Genomic DNA, 18,739 nt, shown 5'->3' on the forward strand with positions numbered 1-18,739 from the left:
CAGACGCTCGCCACCGCACGCCGAACACACGACCGCTTCGCCCGCAGCCCGCCGCACGCCCCCGCACCTGCCAAGGTGTCCGTGCGGTTTCGCTGCGCGTAACACTGGAGAACACCGCCCGCCATGCGCGTCTTCCGCCGCTCCCGCCACATGCTTTTGTCCGCTCGCTCCCTTTCCACCACGTCGTTGTCTGCGCACGCACCTTGCGGCACGTCCTCGCATGCAACCACACGTTCGGCGGCTGTCGCCGTCGCGCGTGCCGCAGGTTGTGCCGCGTTTGCCGTCGCCGTCGCGATGAGCGCGCCCGCACAAGCGAAACCTGCCAAGCACAAGATGCCGAAGGTGCCGGCCGCCGCCCCGAGCGCCACGCCGCTGCCCGCGCCGCTTGCCCGTTTGCTCGCTGCCAGCAAGGTGCCCGCGGGCCACGTGAGCGTGATCGTGGCGAAGGTCGACAATCCGCTGCAAACGCGCGGCCGTCTTGCTGCACCGCTCATCTCCATGAACGCGAAGGTGCCGCGCAATCCCGCGTCGACGATGAAACTCGTGACGACGATTGCCGCACTCGACACGCTCGGCCCCGACTATCGCTGGCGCACGCAGGCGTTCACCGACGGCCAGTTCGACGGCCGCACACTCAACGGCAATCTGTATTTCAAGGGCACCGGCGATCCGAAGCTCGTGCCGGAAGAAATGGAGAAGTTCGTCGCCGAGTTGCACAACGCTGGTGTCACCAACATCAACGGCGACATCGTGCTCGACCGCTCCGCTTATAGCTCGGACATCGGCGCGATCGAAGCGATCGATGGCGGTGGCGACCGCCCGTACAACGTCGCACCCGACGCGCTGCTGTATTCGTTCAAGGCCGTCTCGTTCAGCTTCTCGGGCAACCCGAACGGCACCGTCAACGTGAACGTGCTGCCGCCGCTGGCGAATCTGCAAGTGTCCAACGAGTTGTCGTCGACGGATGCCGGTAATTGCGGCGACTGGCTCACCCGCATTCATCCGACGCTCAATCAGGGCGCCGACGGCATGTACGTCGCGCGCTTCTCGGGCACGTACCCGACCGCCTGCGAAGACAAGGACTGGAACGTTGCCGCGCCCGATCGCGACCGCTTCTTCCTCGGCGGTTTCCGGGCACTGTGGCAAGCGTCGGGCGGTCAGTTCAACGGCAACGTGCGCACCGGCATGGTTCCCCCCGGGGCGAAGCTGCTCGTCACGCACCGTGGCCAGACGCTCGCCGAAGTCGTGCACGACATGAACAAGTTCAGCAACAACGTGATGGCGCGTCAGTTGTTCCTGACACTGGGCCTGCCGCCTGATGGCAAGACACCGGCCAGCGTCACGCGCTCGCGCGCAGCCCTCGATCGCTGGCTCGACAAGCACGATCTGTCGATGCCGGGTCTGGTGGTGGAAAACGGCTCCGGCCTGTCGCGCCGCGAACGCATCAGTGCCGCCGAATTGACCGGGCTCTTGCAGCACGCGATCAACAGCCCGACGGCGCAGGTGCTGGTCGAATCCATGCCGACGGTCGGCGTGGACGGCACCATGCGCAATCGCCTGACCGGCAGCCCGGTGGCGGGCAATGCGCACATCAAGACCGGCACACTCGACGATGTTCGCGCCGTGGCAGGCTATGTCGGCACGCGCAACGGCGACATCTACGTGGTGGTTTCCCTCGTGAACGACGCGAAGGCCAACAACACGCGCGCCTTCAACGATGCGCTGATTTCGTGGGTGTACGAGAACGCGCCCTGAACGCGCCCTGAACACTCATCGAGTGCAAAAGCGGCTTTCGAGGATTCACTCTAGCCGCTGCGCCAAGGCGTGACATTGGCCTCAGAATAGACGCTTCATCGGCGTCATTTCCGCTCAGACGGAAAGACGCCGGTCAGATGACCCTATCGTGAGGAGACGCGAGGTCATGAACGTCGAGTTGATTCTGCTGGCGCTCGCGCCCGTGTTCGTGCTGTGTATCGGTATCGAAGCGTGGTACTGGCGACGCCGCCGCCCCGGCATGTACAGCCTGAAAGACACCGTGAGCAACGCCACGCTCGCGCTCATGCATCAAGGCGCCGACAAGCTCGCCTGGCTGCTCATCGTGCCGTTCTACGCGTGGCTCTACGACCACCACCGCATCTACACGATGCCGGCGGGCTGGGTCGGTTTCCTGCTGCTCTTCGTTGTGCAGGACTTCCTCTACTACGTGTTCCATCGCGCCAGCCATCGCATTCGCTGGCTGTGGGCCGCGCACGTCGTGCATCACTCGTCGGAGCGGCTCAACCTGTCGACGGCGTTCCGCCAGAGCCTGATGTATCCCGTCGCGGGCATGTGGTTGTTCTGGACGCCGATGGCACTCATCGGCTTCACCCCGATTCAGATCGTCGGCGTGGTGCTGCTCAATCTCGCGTTTCAGTTCTTTGTGCACACGCAGGCCATTCCGAAACTCGGCTGGCTGGAGTATGTGCTGAATACGCCTTCGATTCACCGCGCGCATCATGCACGCAACCCGCGTTACATCGACCGCAATTACGCGGGCGTGCTGGTGATCTGGGATCGCCTGTTCGGTTCGTATGTGGAAGAAAGCGACGCGGAGCCATGCGAGTACGGCATCGTGAATCAGATTCACACCCACAACCCGATCACGCTGACGTTTCACGAGTGGGGGTCGATGGCGCGCGATGCGATCACGCTGCCCGGCTGGCGTAACAAGTGGATGGCCCTGTTCGGGCCGCCCGAATGGTCGTCAGGCTTGCTCGAAAGCCGCCGCAGCGCGGCCGAGGCGGTCGTTGACGGCAGCCCAGGCGGGCGTATCCGGTAAGCGCTCGAAGAGGATACGCGTGACGTTTGCCCGATCCAGACGGCGCAGCAGCGCGTAGAGATCGGTCGCCAGCGCGTCGGGCGTGGGCGGCAGCGTGAACTTCACCACGTCGTCGCCTAATTCCACCAATGTGCCGGCACCCGACAGTGACGGCAGCGCCGCCAGCGTGCCGGCGAAGGCCACCACGGCCACGCGCTCGCCTTTCGGATGCACCGCCAGCGCGGGCGCGAACTGCGCCGCGTCGCAGAGATAGAGCGGCGTGCGCGGTGCGTAATGTGCCTTGAGCGTGCCCGACGCACGCGGCGCATTGGTGTCCTGTCCCGGCAGGCGCGGCATCTCGCCCAGCACTTCGGCGATCTGTTCCGGCGTGATATGCCCGGGACGCAGCAGCGCCGGGAAACCCCGCGACAAATCCACAATGGTCGATTCGATACCCACGGCCGCTTCGCCGCCGTCGAGCACATGCACGGTCACGCCCGGCAGACCGGCGAACTCGTCGCGCACGTGCTGTGCAGCGGTCGGGCTCACCTGACCAAATCGATTGGCCGACGGCCCCGCCACGCCACCCTGCCCGCTGGCACCGCCTTTCACACGGGCGAACTCGCGCAACAGCGCCTGCGCAACGGGATGCGACGGCACACGCAGTCCAACGGAATCCTGACCGCCTGACACGGCCGCCGGAATGTGCGGCGCACGTTTGACGATCAGCGTGAGGGGGCCGGGCCAGAAGGCGTCCATGAGCTTGCGCGCGGCAGGCGTCACGTCGTCGCTCCAGTAACCGGGGTCGCCCTCGGGCGAGAAATGCACGATGACCGGATGATTCGCCGGCCGGCCCTTGGCCGCATAGATGGCCGCGACGGCCTGCGGGTTCTCGGCGTCACCCCCGAGGCCGTAGACGGTCTCGGTCGGGAACGCGACCAGTTCGCCGGCTGCCAGTTGCCCGGCGGCCTGCGTGATCGCTTCCGCAGACGGCATGACGATGCGAGAGGCCTGCGACGACGTCATCGCTCAGTCTTCCAGCGCGATATTGAGGCTGGCCGCCGCCGTGACGCACGCATCGCGCGCCTCGTCGAGCGTGGCGCCTGCAAACGTGATGTGACCCATCTTGCGGCCCACGCGCGCTTCTTCCTTGCCGTACAGATGCAGACGCGCCGACGGCAGTGCCACGACGTCGTCCCACGCCGGTGCGCGGGGTTGATCCTTAGCGTCGCCTTCGAACCACACGTCGCCCAGCACGTTGAGCATCACGGCGGGCGAATGCTGACGCGTCTCGCCCAGCGGCAGGCCGGCCATGGCGCGCACCTGTTGTTCAAACTGGCTCGCGGCACATGCGTCGATCGTGTAGTGACCGCTGTTGTGCGGACGCGGTGCCATCTCATTTGCGATCAGCGAGCCATCCTTGAGGATGAAGAACTCGACGCACAGCACGCCCACGTAGTCCATTTGCGACGCAATGGCCGCTGCTGCCGCGCGCGCAGCATCGGCGAGCGCCGGGGCCGCATCGGGCGCCGGGACGGTGGTGGTGGCCAGAATGCCGTCGATATGGACGTTCTGCGCGAGCGGATACGTCGCGACGGTGCCGTCGGCGCCACGCGCGCTCAGCACCGACACTTCATAGGCCAGCGCCAGACGCTTCTCCAGCACGCACGCCACGCCGCCCATTTCGGCATACGCAGCACGCGCTTCAGCGGCCGTATTGACGCGCACCTGCCCCTTGCCGTCGTAGCCCATGCGGGCGGTTTTCAGAATGCCCGGCAGCACGGTCTCGATCGCTGCGTCGCCAATGGCGTGCAGCGCGTCGGTCGACTCGATCACCAGATGGGGGGCCACGGGCACGCCGCAGCTTTCAATGAATCGCTTCTCCGCCACTCGGTCCTGCGCAATCGCAACGCAGCGGCCCGCCGGGCTCACCGTGGTGCTTTGCGCGAGGAAGTCGAGCGACTGCGCCGGCACGTTCTCGAACTCGGTCGACACGGCCGGACACAACGCTGCCAGCTCGGCGAGTGCGGTTTCGTCGCGATAATCGGCCACGATCAGACGGTCGGCCACGGCACCCGCCGGGCAGCGCGGGTCCGGGTCGAGAACGCAGACCTTGTAACCCATCGATTGGGCGGCGAAACAGAACATGCGGCCGAGTTGGCCGCCGCCCAGCATACCCAGCCATTGACCGGGGAGGATGGGCGCAGCGGAGGCAGGATTCATCTTCGTTGAGGCGAGAAAGCGTGCGGGGACGGGCTTGTTTTTTTACAGTGCCGGCAGCGTCATGCCGCGCGCCGCTTCGGTTTGCTTGGCGCGGAAGGCGTCGAGCTTGTCGGCCAGCGTCTTGTCGTCGGCAGCGAGCATGGCCACGGCAAACAACGCCGCGTTGGCCGCCCCGGCTTCGCCAATCGCGAAGGTCGCGACCGGCACGCCCTTGGGCATCTGCACGATCGAGAGCAGCGAGTCTTCGCCACGCAGGTACTTGCTCGGCACCGGAACACCCAGCACCGGCACGGTCGTCTTCGCGGCAATCATGCCGGGCAGGTGCGCGGCACCGCCGGCACCGGCGATGATCGCCACCAGCCCGCGCTCGCGAGCGGCTTCGGCATAGCGGAACATGTCGTCCGGCATGCGGTGCGCCGAGACCACTTGCGCTTCGTACGGCACGCCGAACTCGGCCAGAATGGCGGCCGCGTTCTTCATCACTTCCCAGTCCGAGTTGGACCCCATCACCACGCCCACGCGGGGCGCTACGGCTTGTTTATCGCTCGTTGCAGTCATTGTCGTTTTCGTCCCGCTCAGGCCAGTTGCTGGCCGGTCAGGCGCTCAAGCGCCTCGCGGTACTTCGCAGCGGTTTTCTCGACGACTTCATCCGGCAGCTTCGGCGCGGGCGGGGTCTTGCCCCACACTTGCGTCTCGAGCCAGTCGCGCACGAACTGCTTGTCGAACGACGGCGGGTTGCTGCCCACGGCGTACGAATCGGCCGGCCAGAAGCGCGACGAATCGGCCGTCAGGGCCTCGTCCATCAGATGCAGCTTGCCGTCGTCATCGAGACCGAATTCGAACTTCGTGTCGGCGATGATGATGCCGCGCGTGGCGGCGTAGGCGGCGGCTTCCTTGTACAGGCGAATCGAGATCTCGCGGATCTGCTCGGCCAACTCGCGGCCGATGCGGCTCACCATGTCGTCGAAGCTGATGTTCTCGTCGTGCTCGCCCAGCTCGGCCTTGGCGGCCGGCGTGAAGATCGGCTCCGGCAGTTGCTGTGCGTTTTGCAAGCCTGCGGGCAGCTTCACGCCGCACACGGCGCCGGTGGCCTGATAGTCTTTCCAGCCGCTGCCGGCCAGATAACCCCGCACCACGGCTTCCACCAGAATCGGCTTCAGGCGCTTGACCACGACGGCGCGGCCGGCCACTTGGGCGGCTTCGTCGGCCGACACCACCGATTCCGGCGTGACGCCGGTCAGGTGATTCGGCACGACGTGCGCGAGCTTGTCGAACCAGAAATTGGCCATCTGGTTGAGCACACGGCCCTTGCCCGGAATCGGCTCGCCCATGATGACGTCGAACGCCGAGAGGCGGTCGGTCGTCACGATCAGCAGCTTGTCGTCGCCGACGGCATAGTTATCGCGCACTTTGCCGCGGGAGAGCAGCGGCAGGCTCTTGAGGGAGGATTCGTACAGGGCGTTCAAGGCGGGGGTAGTCACGGCGGGACCCGATGTCAGAAGGGCAAAGGCGTAATTATACGCGCCTTGCGCGCCCCTCGGCGGCCTTCGGGACTTACACCGCCAACTCGTGCAACAGTGCGCCAATTCGCGCCGCATGGCCCTCGCCCACCAGCAACGCCACGACCGGCGCACGCGAGGTGGGATGCGACATGGGCTTGCGGGACCGCTGGCATTGTTGATGCCACTGCTCGACCGAGGACGCCGCGTAGTACTTGTTGTCGCACATGAGCGTGGCGTCGTCGGTGCGGGTGATCAGGCGCACGGCGTCGGGGCTGGCCGGGTCGATATCCTCCAGCGAGATCCGGTCGGTGTGCGGGCCAAGATAATGCTCGCTGGTGCGCTGGAAGCCCGTGAAGAAATCGGTTTGCCCCGGCAGCCAGATCAGCTCGGTCTTCGGCGGTAACGTGGTCGACGCCAGCAGGGAGACGGTCCGGTCGAAGTCCGCTTCGAGATAATTGGCCATCTGGTGTCGCCAACGCGCGATGCATTGGGCTTCAGCACTCAGGTTGATCGGTGGTGTGCGCCCTCGTGCGTCACTCTCACTCATCCGTTGCAGGCATCGATACAGTGCCGACAGGAGCTCGGTCGGATCTGACGGGCGCATGGCGGTGGGCATGTGCTGATCGTACGTCGGGAAATACAGGCCGTTTGAAACAAAGACCGCGAGTTCATTCGATCCAAGCGTCGCAGGCGGCATGACGGGGCCGCGATAACCCTCCGGCGGATCGCACCGTGCGATGACCGAGACGTGAAGCCCATCGAAGTCTCTGAGGCGATCAATCGCTCTGGGCAAAATGCGGTTCGCAGCCATGCACCAGCCGTCGGGGCTTCTCAGCGTGTTGATCAGTTCGGCACACTCGGCAATTTGCCCGAAACTCACGTGCGCCCGGCCGATATGGTATGCGCTCTGCCGGGCACGCTGTGTCTCGACCTGATCGACGATAGCGTCCAAGGTCAGTGGTTCGCCATCAGCCGGTTGTTGTTGCAGTTGCAGCAGTGCACTGGCGATGACGGCGCAGGGACGCGAGATGCCTTGCTCGGAACACACGAGTGCGATCTTGCCCGGATGCTGGCGAAGGAAATCGGCCACCCCCTGCCCGGCCTTCCAGAGGGTCGCGCCGGAAATGGCGGCGCCGCCATGTTCCATCCCGCTGAATTCCATGAACTTCACGTGCGCGAGACTTCCCTCGAATTTCGAAACATCGGCGGCCGAACGTACGGCAAGCCGTGACTGCGGGGTGTCCCCGCCCAGAGCCGCCACCCTCGCGAGATACCGGGCCGCCGGTCGCGGCAGATACCGATTGGTCTCGCCTGCCTTCTGCATCGCCCCCGGCTCGACACAAAAGATGGCGCCGATCTCCGGATGCGCCTTGAGCATTCGGGTCAACGCCACGCCTTCAGTGGGCGTGGCCGCCGGCCCGACGATGAATCGGTGCTCGCCGAATTCGAGCAATCCGTAGCGAGTGCATTTCCCATCCACGCAAATGAGGGTTTTCGGATTCACGCCATATGACTCGATCCACGCAGTTTTGTCCGAATTCGAGAGCAACGCGTCTTGCTGGAATCGGTCCAGTTGACCGAGTGTGATCATCGGCACGTCTAGGCGCGGCGGCTTTACCCGGTCGAAGTGAAGATCCGGTGCGCGATCCGGGGCGCGTTTCGCGACACCGGTCAGCGCGCTCGACAGTGCGTCAGGCTGTGCCGCCACTTGCCGCTGCGGCGGCTCGACCGCGACTGCCGTGGCGCGGGAGCGGAAGAGGGACGAGAAAATACGGGGCATCGAAAACTCCAAAGCGGGCCTGCCGGGATCGGAATCAGACCAGGTGATCCGGGCCGAGAGACTTTCACGTCCGCAAGGGCTGGGCTTTGGCATTCGGGAGCCGGCTACGGAATTGCGGCCTTGGTGGGAAATACGAGCGGGGGAATAGGAACGAGTAACGAGGAACGAGGAACGGGAAACCGGAACCCCAGCCACGGGTCGGGTTTGCGTTGCTTGGCGCGGCGATTGTGCCGCCTACAATGGAAACGTCCACCCGGGAGAGGGGCTGCCATGTCAACCACGTCGAACGTCACCGTTGTGATCGCGGCCGTCATGGCACTCGCCAGCCCAATCGCCGGGGCGCAGACGTCATCCGCCGCGCCGCCCGGCCAGTCGTCCGCCCCCGCTGCCTCATCGTCGGCGTCACCGCATATCCACGCCCCGGTACACCGCCCGGCCCCAGCGCATGCCGCCTCGGGGGCAACAGCGGCAACGGCAGCGACCGCCGACGACCGCCCCGTGCTGCCGCGCCTGATCGCCATCGCCACGCCGGAGCCCGACGACGCCATTCCGCGCTTCGCGCTCTACGCGGCGCGAGATATCGAAACGATGGGATTGCAGTTCCCGATGCAGGTCGAGGGCATCGCGCCCGATGGCGACGTGGTGATCACGCTGAGCCTGCGCGAAGGGGCGACGACGCGCATGCGCGACTTCTCGCGTCAGCACATGAACGAGCCGATGACACTGATCGTCGATGGCGTGGAGATGCTCACCGCGACCATCCGCTCCGAGCTGGGCGGCAAATTCCAGTTACAGATGCCCAAAGAAAAAGCCCGGCTTCTGTTCCAGCGTGTGCTGGCGAAGGCCGGGCCTGCCACCTGAGGTCCGAAGACCCCAAGTCTGATACTGACTTCTCGACTTACTTCACGATCTGCGACAGCGCGCCGCTCTTGTACTTCTCGGCCATCTTGTCGAGCGACACCGTCTTGATCTTGGCGGCCTGACCTTCGCAACCGAACGACAGATAGCGTGCCTTGCAAACCTGCATGGCGGCTTCGCGCGCCGGCTTCAGGTAGTCGCGCGGGTCGAACTTGCTCGGGTTTTCGAACAGATAGCGACGGATCGCGCCGGTCATGGCCAGACGGATGTCGGTATCGATGTTGATCTTGCGCACGCCGTGCTTGATGCCTTCGACGATTTCTTCGACCGGCACGCCGTAGGTTTCCTTCATGTCGCCGCCGAATTCACGGATCTCGGCGAGCAGCTCTTGCGGCACCGACGACGAACCGTGCATCACCAGGTGGGTGTTCGGAATGCGGCGGTGAATTTCCTTGATGCGGTCGATGGCGAGAATGTCGCCCGTCGGCTTGCGGCTGAACTTGTAGGCACCGTGCGAGGTACCGATGGCGATCGCGAGCGCGTCACACTGCGTCTGGTTCACGAAGTCGGCGGCCTGATCCGGATCGGTCAGCAGTTGCTCGCGCGTCATCGTGCCGTCGGCGCCGTGGCCGTCTTCCTTGTCGCCCTTCATCGTCTCGAGCGAACCCAGCACGCCCAGCTCGGCTTCCACCGTCACGCCGATGTAGTGCGAGAACTCAACGACCTTCTTCGACACTTCGACGTTGTATTCGTAGCTGGCGACCGACTTGCCGTCGGCTTCGAGCGAACCGTCCATCATCACGCTCGAGAAGCCGCTCTTGATGGCGGCCATACACACCGCCGGCGACTGGCCGTGATCCTGGTGCATCACCACCGGAATGTGCGGATAGGCTTCCACAGCGGCGGAAATCAGGTGACGCAGGAACGCCTCACCGGCGTACTTACGTGCACCTGCCGAAGCCTGCATGATCACGGGCGCGCCGACTTCGTCGGCAGCGGCCATGATTGCGGACACCTGTTCCAGATTGTTGACGTTGAAGGCCGGCAGACCATAGCCGTTTTCGGCGGCATGATCGAGCAGCTGTCGCATAGAGACTAGGGGCATGATGTTCTCCTTGGAATCACAAATTAAGCAAATCTTTCGTCGACCCAGGGGTGCCCTTCATGACGACGGCTCGCACGGGACGATGCGCTTTTGCGCCTCGCCTCACGCGCGCGGCCCATTCAATCACGCGTGCCCCACCTGGACGATTTTCAACGTATTGGTACCACCGGGTTGCCCCATCGGCTCACCGACCGTCAACACGATCGTGTCGCCGCGCTTGACCACACCGCGCGCGAGCAGCAATTGCTCGGCCTGCTTCAACGCCTGATCGCGGTCATGCGTGGACTCGACACCCATCGCGAAAACGTTGCGATAAAGCGACATTTTGCGCAGGCTCGAGAGCTGCGACGTCAGCGCAAAAATCGGGACGTGGATCTTGTGCCGGGACAGCCAGAGCGCGGTCGCGCCCGATTCGGTCAGCGCCACGATCGCTTTCGCGCCAAGATGATACGCGGTAAACAGAGCGCCGGCGGCAATCGTTTGGTCGATGCGCGTAAAAGTTTGGTCCAGCCAATCGCGGTCGAGTTCCACCGTCTCGAAGCGCTCGGCCTCGACGCAGATGGTTGCCATCGTCGCGATGGTTTCCACCGGGTACTTGCCCGCAGCGCTCTCGGCCGACAGCATCACGGCGTCGGTGCCGTCGAGCACGGCGTTGGCGACGTCCGAGACCTCGGCGCGCGTCGGCACCGGGTTGTGGATCATCGATTCCATCATCTGCGTGGCCGTGATGGTCACTTTGTTCATCTCGCGCGCCAGGCGGATCATCCGCTTTTGCAGCGCCGGGACGGCAGCGTTACCCACTTCGATGGCCAGATCGCCACGGGCGACCATGATGGCGTCGGAGGCCGCCAGAATTTCTTCCAGCGCCGGAATGGCTTCCGCGCGCTCGATCTTGGCGATCATGCGCGGCTTGATGCCGTACGGCTCGCCGGCCACATTGGCCAGACGGCGCGCCATTTCCATGTCGGTGGCGTTCTTCGGGAACGAGACCGCGACGTAGTCGGCGCCGAGCGCCATCGCGGTCTTGATGTCTTCCATGTCCTTCGCGGTCAGCGCCGGTGCCGTCAGCCCGCCGCCCTGGCGGTTGATCCCCTTGTTGTTCGAGAGATCGCCGCCGACCTTCACGGTCGTATGGATCTCGTTACCGAACACACGGTCGACGGTCAGCACGATCAGGCCGTCGTTCAGGAGCAGCACGTCGCCCGGACGCACGTCGCGGGGCAGTTCCTTGTAGTCCAGACCCACGCGTTCGTCGTTACCGACTTCGCAATCAGCGTCCAGAATGAACGGGGCGCCGGTTTCGAGCGTCGTCTTGCCGTTCTCGAACTTGCCGACGCGAATCTTCGGGCCTTGCAGGTCGGCCATGATGGCCACTTCGCGGCCAGCGGCCTTGGCGGCGTCGCGCACCATCTGCGCGCGCTCGATATGGTCTTGCGCCTTGCCATGCGAGAAGTTCAGCCGCACGACGTCCACGCCGGCAGCGATCATGCGCGAGAGCACTTCCGGCGTGCTCGATGCCGGGCCGATGGTGGCGACGATCTTGGTGGAGCGGTTCATTACATCCATCTCTTCATCCTCTTTTGGTAGCAGCGCGTTCGACAATGCTGGCGCTTCGATGGTTGTACTTTATTTACGCGGCCAGAGGTTAACCAAAAAGTTCGTATTGTCCGTACGAAATCGTTCGATTCGAACTCAAACGTTCGCAATAAAGCGTGCAAAACGGCCGTGCACGCTCCATTTCCGGACTGACGAACTGGTCCTCCAGCCCCGCCCCACTTAGATCTCCTTCAGTCCAATTAGTTGGCTTGGGCTGCGCGTTGTTGCAGCACATCCACGGCCGGCAGCGTCTTGCCTTCCAGGAATTCGAGGAAAGCGCCGCCGCCCGTCGAGATATAGCTCACCTGATCGGCAATGCCGTATTTGGCGATGGCGGCCAGCGTGTCGCCGCCACCGGCGATCGAGAAGCCCTTGGCGGCGGCAATCGCGCGCGCCAGCGTCTCGGTGCCATGACCAAACTGGTCGAATTCGAACACGCCGACCGGACCGTTCCAGACGATGGTGCCCGCGCTGCCCAGTTGTTCGGCCAGCTTGGCGGCCGTTTGCGGGCCGATGTCGAGAATCATGTCGTCGGCGGCCACATCGGCAGCGGCCTTCACGGTCGCCTCAGCCGTCGGGCTGAATTCCTTGGCGCAGACCACGTCGGTCGGGATCGGCACCGATGCGCCGCGTGCGGCCATGGCGTCGATGATCGCCTTGGCTTCTTCGATCAGATCGGCCTCGGCGAGCGACTTGCCGATCGGCAGGCCGGCGGCCAGCATGAACGTGTTGGCGATGCCGCCGCCCACGATCAGTTGGTCGACCTTGTCGGCCAGCGTCTTGAGAATGGTGAGTTTGGTCGAGACCTTCGAGCCGGCGACGATCGCCACCAGCGGGCGGGCCGGCGCGTTCAGCGCCTTGCCCAGTGCTTCGAGTTCGGCGGCCAGCAGCGGGCCGGCGCAGGCGGCCGGGGCGTACTTGGCGATACCGTGCGTCGTGGCTTCGGCGCGGTGCGCCGTGCCGAACGCGTCGTTCACGTAGACATCGCACAGCTTGGCCATCTTCTGGGCCAGTTCGTCGTTGTCCTTCTTCTCGCCCTTGTTGACGCGGCAGTTCTCCAGCAGCACGACCGCGCCCGGCGCGACTTCAAAACCGCCGTCGACCCAATTAGCGATGAGCTTCACGTCACGGCCGAGCAGTTCCGACAGGCGCTGTGCCACCGGGGCCAGCGAGTCGGCCGGCTTGAATTCGCCTTCCGTGGGACGGCCCAGATGTGACGTGACCATCACGGAAGCACCGGCGTCGAGCGCCATCTGGATCGCCGGCACCGAAGCGCGGATACGCGTGTCTTCCGTGATACGGCCCTCATCGTCCTGCGGCACGTTCAGATCGGCGCGGATGAAGACACGTTTGCCGGCGAGGCGGCCCTGAGCGATCAAATCGGAAAGACGTACGACGGAAGCCATGAGAATCCGGAATAAATAGTGGGAAAAACATGCATTTTAACTGATCCCACCCTCCGATTGACCATTTTGGGTACCCCCGGGGTTTTGCTTAGAGGAACAACCGCCCGAGGGTGTAGACCGCCATACCGATGACGATCATCTCGATCATGTTGCGCCGCCAGACGAACCAGCCGGTGGCCGCCACCGCAGCGGCCAGCTTGTGATTGCCGATGTGCAGCGCGAACTGATGGTCGAGCAGCAGCACCTCAGGCACCACGATGACCGCCAGCGCCGCCGCCGGAGCGTAGCGCAGCGCGCGTTGCAGGCGCTGCGGCAGCGCGACCCGCTCACCGGCGAGCAGGAAGAAGGTGCGCGTGAGCACGGTCACGGCGGTCATGGCCACGAAGGCAAACCAGATTTCGAGCGTGCTCATCAGCGCTGCCCCCCGCTCAGCTTGCGCGCGTGGCGCGCGCTCAGTTCGTCGCACACCATGCCCGCCGCGAGGGCGCCGACGACGCCCAGCACGAGGTTCAGCCGATAGGGCAGATCGAACGCGAGCAACCCGATGACCGACGCCAGCGTCACCGCCAGCAGCATCGAGCGGGTGGTAATCGTGTGCACCATCATCGGAATGAGCGCCAGCGTGCCCGCGAAGCCCAGCCCCCAGCTGTCGGGCACGAGGGCGCCGAGCATGATGCCGAGGATCGACGACACGTGCCACACCGCCCAGTTGCTGATCGTGATGCCGAAGTACGTGCCCTCCTTGCCCGGCACGTACCCATTGGCGAAGTTCTGGTTCATGAACATCACGAAGCCCAGATCGCCGTTCACGTAGCCCAGCACAATGCGCCGGGGCAGCGACAAGTAGGAGAAATGGGGTTGCAGCGCCGCGCTGAAGATCACGAAACGCAGATTGACGATGGCGACCGTGAGCAGAATCGTCCAAAGCGGCATGCCGGCGGCGAACAGGGGCAGCGTGGCGAGCTGCGCCGAGCCGGCGTAGAGCATCAGGCTCATGCCGATGGCTTGTGGCACGGTGAGCACTGATTTGCTCATGGCCACCCCGGTCACGAGGCCCCACGAGAAGATGGCAGGCAACAGCGGCGAAATAATGCGAAAACCGGCCGCGAACCCTTCACGTTCAGCGGCTGGCAAACGAAGCGTTGGCATGGTCTGGGGGCGAGCGCCGTGGCAAGCGGCGCACTGGATGGCATTGCGGGGCAAAGCGGTCCCGACGGCGCCCGGCACGCCCGTTCGCCCGCCTGGCGTTGCCGGATTGTCTCCTGAATATATTCATCATCTATGGCGGACGACAGGCCATTATAGTCACGGTAAATAGTTGCTTAGTACGCTGTGAGGCAGTTACTGCCGGTTTTTGCAGGTACAACGCTTGAGGTGTCGCATATGCGCCACGTTGCCGCGGCATTCGCCCGTGCGACGCGCGCCGGTGCGCGCCGCGAGCCGTCCGCAAAGGGGTCGGCTGCTTTACAATAGCGACTTTTGGTGAGCACGCTGGCTTGTATGGCGAGCCGTGCCGGCCCCGAAATTCCGAATACCCGAACACCCATCACGGTCTGAACCCCATGAGCGAAGTCAAACAAATGCCGATCGTCGAAGTCGGCGCTGAAGATCTGCCGGTGCATTGCCCGAACCCGAAGATGGAAGCCTGGAGCGCCCATCCCCGCGTGTTCATCGATGTGACCCATGGCGAAGCCGCCTGCCCGTACTGCGGCACGCGCTATCGCCTGAAGGCCGGTGTGGTACTCAAGGGTCACCACTAAGCTGCCTGACAGGTCGTGCAAGTCCTGACCGAGCGGGCGCAGTCGCCATGCCGGTCACCTGCGAGTTTCATCGCTACGCTTAACGTTTAGAGTCTCCGCCACGATGCATAAAGCCTTGGTGATCGCCCCCAACTGGATTGGGGACGCGCTGATGGCGCAGCCGTTGTTTACCCTGCTCAAGCGTCTGCATCCGCGTCTGACCATCGACGCGATCGCACCGAGCTGGGTCGCCCCGGTTCTGGAGCGCATGCCGGAGATTTCGCGCGTGGTCTCGACCGACCTCGCGCACGGCAAGTTGCAGCCGCTCGCGCGTTATCAGCTCGCGAGCGTGCTCGCCGACGAGGGTTACGACGCCGCCTATGTGCTGCCGAATTCCTTCAAGTCGGCGCTGATTCCGTGGCTGGCGCGCATTCCGTTGCGCATCGGCTACAAGGGCGAGCAGCGCTACGGCCTGCTCAACGTGCGCCACGCCAACCCGCGCAAGGACGAGCGCCCGCCGATGGTGCGGCATTACGCTGCGCTGGCGTTTGCGCCCGGTGCCAAGCTGCCCGAAACGCTGCCGACGCCGCGTATCGAAGCCGACCTGAACGAGTCGGCGCGCGTGTTTGCGCGCTTCGGTCTCGATCTGCGTGTGCCGCTCGTGGTGTTCTGCCCGGGCGCCGAGTTCGGGCCGGCCAAGCGCTGGCCGCCGGGCCACTTCGCGCAGTTGGCGCAACTGGTGCGCCGCTCGTTCCCGTATGCGCAGATCATCGCGCTCGGTTCGGGCAAGGATGGTGCGCTGGCCCAGCAGATCGCTGCCGACGCCCCGTTCGTGCGCAACTTGTGCGGTCAGACGTCGCTGGCGGAAGCCTGTGCGTTGCTGGCACGCGCCAACGCCGTGGTGAGCAACGATTCCGGGCTCATGCACGTGACGGCTGCCCTGCGCCGCCCGCAGATCGCGCTGTTCGGATCGTCCGATCCGCGCCACACCCCGCCGCTGTCCGATCAAGCCCACATCCTGTGGCTACAATTGGAATGCAGCCCGTGTTTCGCGCGCGAGTGTCCGCTGGGCCATACGCGCTGCCTGAACGAGCTGATGCCGGAGCATGTGTTCGCCAATCTGCGCAACATTCTGCTCACGCAGCGGTAAGTTTCGCCCCCGGTTAGTCCTAACGGTTAAACCCAACGGTAAATCCTCATGCCACGTTTTGTCCGCCTGTTCGATGCCGCCAGTGAAACCATCACGGCCTTTTATGACGCGCTGCGCAGGGGCCAGACGGATCGTGCGATGTCGCTGTGGGCGAACGAAGACTTCGTGAGCTACATCCGCCCCGACGGCACGCGCTGGGACGGTCTGGAGCAGATTCGCAGCGGGCTGGTCGCGCAGTTCTCGCAAAGTGTGGTGCTGATCGATTCGCTCGATACGACCGAGTACGACACCGTCGGCACGGTCGTGCACACCGCCACCGAAGCGATGCGCGTGGGCAAGGAAGACGCCGGGCAGACGACCGCCCAGCTCATTCACACGACGTACGTGCTGGTGCACGAGCAAGGGGACTGGCGCTTCGCGCACATCCATTCGAGCCCGTTGCCGCAGCACGCCGTCGAGCAATTCAGTTTGATGATGCACGCCCGTCCGGACGGGCTGCACTGATCGCCACAAGGTCATGAGGTCAACATGACGGCCCGGCCCGCGACATTCTTCCCCTCAGATTACCGGTCGCCCCGGTGGCTGCCCGACGGGCACAGCCAGACGATTTACCCGGCGCTGCTGGGCAGACGCCCGCCGGTCGAATTCCGGCGGGAGACGTGGGACACGCCCGACGGCGATTTCGTCGACGTCGACTGGCTGGTCGCCCCACCGGCATCGGACAAGGCACCGCCCGCGCCGGCCGGTCTTGTCGAAACGCCACTCGTCGTGTTGTTCCACGGGTTGGAAGGCAGCTCCGACAGCCATTACGCGCGCACGTTGATGCGCGAAGTCGAAGCGCTCGGCTGGCGTGGCGTCATTCCCCACTTTCGCAGTTGCAGCGGCCGCATGAACCGTGCGCCGCGCTTTTACCATTCCGGCGACAGTACCGAGATCGACTGGATACTGCGGCGCTTGCGCACGCATGTGTCGGGGCCGATGTTTGCGGCAGGCGTGTCGCTGGGCGGCAACGTGTTGTTGCGCTGGCTCGGCGAGCGCGAAGGCGACGCGGCACAAATCGTGACCGCTGCGAGTGCCGTGTCGGCACCGCTCGATCTTCGTGCGGGTGGGCTGGCGCTCTCGCACGGCTTCAACATGGTGTACACGCGCAACTTTCTGGGCACGCTCAAGAAGAAGGCGCTGGCCAAGCTCGAGCAGTACCCGGGACTGTACGACCGCGACCTGATGATGTCGGCGCGCGATCTCGGCGAGTTCGATCATGTGGTGACGGCGCCGTTGCATGGTTATCACAGCGCGTTCGATTACTACACGCGGGCGTCGAGCAAGCCGATCTTGCCGGCCATTGAAGTGCCGACACTGGTGCTCAACGCACGCAACGATCCGTTCCAGCCGGCCAGCGCGTTGCCCGGCGAGGCCGACGTGGGGCGCTTCGTGCATTTGCTGCAACCGGCCAATGGCGGGCATGTCGGCTTCATGAGCGGACCGTTTCCGGGCGGGATGACGTGGATGCCGCGTACCGTCGTCGATTATTTCCGCCAATTCCTTCCCCGACCGCCCCATGGATGAGATCGTTCGACAGGCCATGGCCAAGTGGCCCAACGTGCCGCACTGCTACGGCTGGCTCTCGCTCGACCGACGCGGGCAATGGCGCATGCGCGACGAAGCGGCGCAGGCGGCGGGCACTGCGGGCGATCCGATTCGCCACACGGCATTGCTGGCGTTCATCGCGCGTAATTACGACAGCGACGAGGCCGGACGATGGTATTTCCAGAACGGCCCGCAGCGCGTGTATGTCGGGCTGGCGTATGCGCCGTTCGTCGTGCGCCTGTCGTGGGATGCCGCGGCGAACGACGGTAATGGTGCACCGGTGCTGACCGATCAGTTGGGGCATGCGTTCGTGCCGCAGGCTTGTCTGCTCGATGAGGATGGCAACGTGGCGTTTGTTGGAGAAACGCCGGTTGCGCGTGGGAACGGTGGGAATGGCGATGCCGACGCGGGTGATCGCATTCGCCCTGTTGCGCCGCTGGCCTTGCTGCATGATCACGACATCGATCTGCTGACGCGTGTCTCCGATCTGGCGCAGGCCGCCGAAATTGCGCAAACCGCTGACGACACGGCAGACGCCGAAGCGGCAGTTCGACTGCATTGGCAGAACGGCGAATCGTTACCGTTCGCCACCGTGCATGCGGGCACTTTGCCGCAGACGTATGGTTTCGAGCGAGATCCGCAGGCCGACGGCGCAGGCAACTGAACGTTACCCGGTAGCGTCGCGCGATACCGATGCCCCCTCGGCGAACACCTCGGGATATTTGTCCGTGTAGAACAGCGCCGCGCGGCCTTCTGCGGTCTCTTCTTTGAGCAACGCCCACGGCTCGCGCATAACGAAAGCCACCATGGCCGCAATGGCGACAACACTCGCATACAAACACCACAGCCACGAGAGCGACTCGCTCACCTGATCGCCGGCGAACGCGGCGCCATAGAGCGCGAACGACAACATGCTGGCCAATTGCGCGCTGAGCAGGGTTGCTCCGGCAACACGAATGCGCACTGACGGTGGCATGGCAATCATGCGTCGATCGA

General features: G+C 64.5%; 19 protein-coding genes. 8 read left to right on the plus strand and 11 right to left on the minus strand.

Annotated features, from left to right (window positions below):
- Positions 1-150: 150 nt before the first annotated feature.
- Both dacB and CDV44_RS26455 read left to right on the plus strand, forming a co-directional pair.
- Positions 151-1,755 (plus strand): D-alanyl-D-alanine carboxypeptidase/D-alanyl-D-alanine-endopeptidase, encoded by a 1,605-nt coding sequence (gene dacB / locus CDV44_RS26450; protein ID WP_087691649.1) that lies wholly within the window; start codon positions 151-153, stop codon positions 1,753-1,755.
- 166 nt (positions 1,756-1,921) lie between these two features.
- Positions 1,922-2,818, plus strand: a complete 897-nt coding sequence (locus CDV44_RS26455; protein ID WP_371328820.1) for a sterol desaturase family protein — start codon at positions 1,922-1,924, stop codon at positions 2,816-2,818.
- On the opposite strand, the gene CDV44_RS26460 is transcribed toward CDV44_RS26455, so the two are convergent.
- The 5 genes from CDV44_RS26460 to CDV44_RS26480 form a co-directional block, all read right to left on the minus strand.
- The gene (locus CDV44_RS26460; RefSeq protein ID WP_087691598.1) at positions 2,744-3,823 is read right to left on the minus strand and encodes an L-threonylcarbamoyladenylate synthase; all 1,080 of its coding nucleotides are present in this window, start codon (positions 3,821-3,823) and stop codon (positions 2,744-2,746) included. The genes CDV44_RS26455 and CDV44_RS26460 overlap by 75 nt on opposite strands.
- A 3-nt stretch (positions 3,824-3,826) precedes the next feature.
- Positions 3,827-5,020, minus strand: a complete 1,194-nt coding sequence (locus CDV44_RS26465; protein WP_087691599.1) for a 5-(carboxyamino)imidazole ribonucleotide synthase — start codon at positions 5,018-5,020, stop codon at positions 3,827-3,829.
- 42 nt (positions 5,021-5,062) lie between these two features.
- A complete protein-coding gene (gene purE / locus CDV44_RS26470; protein WP_087691600.1) occupies positions 5,063-5,578 on the minus strand; it encodes a 5-(carboxyamino)imidazole ribonucleotide mutase in 516 nt (171 codons plus the stop codon).
- Positions 5,579-5,595: 17 nt separating this feature from the next.
- Complete coding sequence (locus tag CDV44_RS26475; protein ID WP_058377643.1) at positions 5,596-6,486, minus strand: phosphoribosylaminoimidazolesuccinocarboxamide synthase; 891 nt, start codon at positions 6,484-6,486, stop codon at positions 5,596-5,598.
- A gap of 88 nt (positions 6,487-6,574) precedes the next feature.
- Positions 6,575-8,497, minus strand: a complete 1,923-nt coding sequence (locus CDV44_RS26480) for a hypothetical protein (RefSeq protein WP_141118815.1) — start codon at positions 8,495-8,497, stop codon at positions 6,575-6,577.
- Positions 8,498-8,572: 75 nt separating this feature from the next.
- On the opposite strand from CDV44_RS26480, the gene CDV44_RS26485 reads away from it, so the two are divergent.
- Positions 8,573-9,163: a hypothetical protein gene (locus CDV44_RS26485; RefSeq protein WP_087691602.1), complete on the plus strand. Its 591-nt coding sequence runs from the start codon at positions 8,573-8,575 to the stop codon at positions 9,161-9,163.
- A gap of 37 nt (positions 9,164-9,200) precedes the next feature.
- Here the strand turns inward: CDV44_RS26485 and fba are convergent, their stop codons facing one another.
- The 5 genes from fba to CDV44_RS26510 all read right to left on the minus strand — a co-directional run bounded on the left by fba (position 9,201) and on the right by CDV44_RS26510 (position 14,416).
- Complete coding sequence (gene fba, locus CDV44_RS26490; protein WP_058377640.1) at positions 9,201-10,265, minus strand: class II fructose-bisphosphate aldolase; 1,065 nt, start codon at positions 10,263-10,265, stop codon at positions 9,201-9,203.
- 123 nt (positions 10,266-10,388) lie between these two features.
- Positions 10,389-11,822, minus strand: coding sequence for a pyruvate kinase (gene pyk / locus CDV44_RS26495; RefSeq protein WP_058377639.1), 1,434 nt, complete (start codon positions 11,820-11,822; stop codon positions 10,389-10,391).
- A 239-nt stretch (positions 11,823-12,061) separates the two neighbouring features.
- Positions 12,062-13,267 carry a phosphoglycerate kinase gene (locus CDV44_RS26500; RefSeq protein WP_087691603.1) on the minus strand — a complete coding sequence of 402 codons (1,206 nt, stop codon included), beginning with the start codon at positions 13,265-13,267 and terminating at the stop codon, positions 12,062-12,064.
- Between the two features lie 88 nt (positions 13,268-13,355).
- A complete protein-coding gene (locus tag CDV44_RS26505) occupies positions 13,356-13,679 on the minus strand; it encodes an AzlD domain-containing protein (RefSeq protein ID WP_058377637.1) in 324 nt (107 codons plus the stop codon).
- The gene (locus CDV44_RS26510) at positions 13,679-14,416 is read right to left on the minus strand and encodes an AzlC family ABC transporter permease (RefSeq protein ID WP_058380126.1); all 738 of its coding nucleotides are present in this window, start codon (positions 14,414-14,416) and stop codon (positions 13,679-13,681) included. The genes CDV44_RS26505 and CDV44_RS26510 overlap by 1 nt, the downstream gene beginning before the upstream one ends.
- Positions 14,417-14,829: 413 nt before the next feature.
- Here CDV44_RS26510 and CDV44_RS26515 point away from each other — a divergent pair, with 413 nt between their 5' ends.
- The 5 genes from CDV44_RS26515 to CDV44_RS26535 all read left to right on the plus strand — a co-directional run bounded on the left by CDV44_RS26515 (position 14,830) and on the right by CDV44_RS26535 (position 18,407).
- A complete protein-coding gene (locus CDV44_RS26515) occupies positions 14,830-15,027 on the plus strand; it encodes a zinc-finger domain-containing protein (RefSeq protein WP_058377636.1) in 198 nt (65 codons plus the stop codon).
- Between the two features lie 103 nt (positions 15,028-15,130).
- Positions 15,131-16,156: a lipopolysaccharide heptosyltransferase II gene (gene waaF / locus CDV44_RS26520; protein ID WP_058377635.1), complete on the plus strand. Its 1,026-nt coding sequence runs from the start codon at positions 15,131-15,133 to the stop codon at positions 16,154-16,156.
- Between the two features lie 48 nt (positions 16,157-16,204).
- Positions 16,205-16,660 carry a nuclear transport factor 2 family protein gene (locus CDV44_RS26525; protein WP_058377634.1) on the plus strand — a complete coding sequence of 152 codons (456 nt, stop codon included), beginning with the start codon at positions 16,205-16,207 and terminating at the stop codon, positions 16,658-16,660.
- Between the two features lie 24 nt (positions 16,661-16,684).
- Complete coding sequence (locus tag CDV44_RS26530) at positions 16,685-17,722, plus strand: YheT family hydrolase (protein ID WP_087691604.1); 1,038 nt, start codon at positions 16,685-16,687, stop codon at positions 17,720-17,722.
- A complete protein-coding gene (locus tag CDV44_RS26535; RefSeq protein ID WP_087691605.1) occupies positions 17,715-18,407 on the plus strand; it encodes a DUF2946 family protein in 693 nt (230 codons plus the stop codon). Before CDV44_RS26530 ends, CDV44_RS26535 begins: the two co-directional genes overlap by 8 nt.
- 3 nt (positions 18,408-18,410) lie before the next feature.
- On the opposite strand, the gene CDV44_RS26540 is transcribed toward CDV44_RS26535, so the two are convergent.
- A complete protein-coding gene (locus CDV44_RS26540; protein ID WP_141118816.1) occupies positions 18,411-18,728 on the minus strand; it encodes a hypothetical protein in 318 nt (105 codons plus the stop codon).
- Between the last annotated feature and the right edge of the window lie 11 nt (positions 18,729-18,739).

The organism is Pandoraea sp. PE-S2R-1 (genome assembly GCF_002179865.1).
Classification (GTDB): domain Bacteria; phylum Pseudomonadota; class Gammaproteobacteria; order Burkholderiales; family Burkholderiaceae; genus Pandoraea.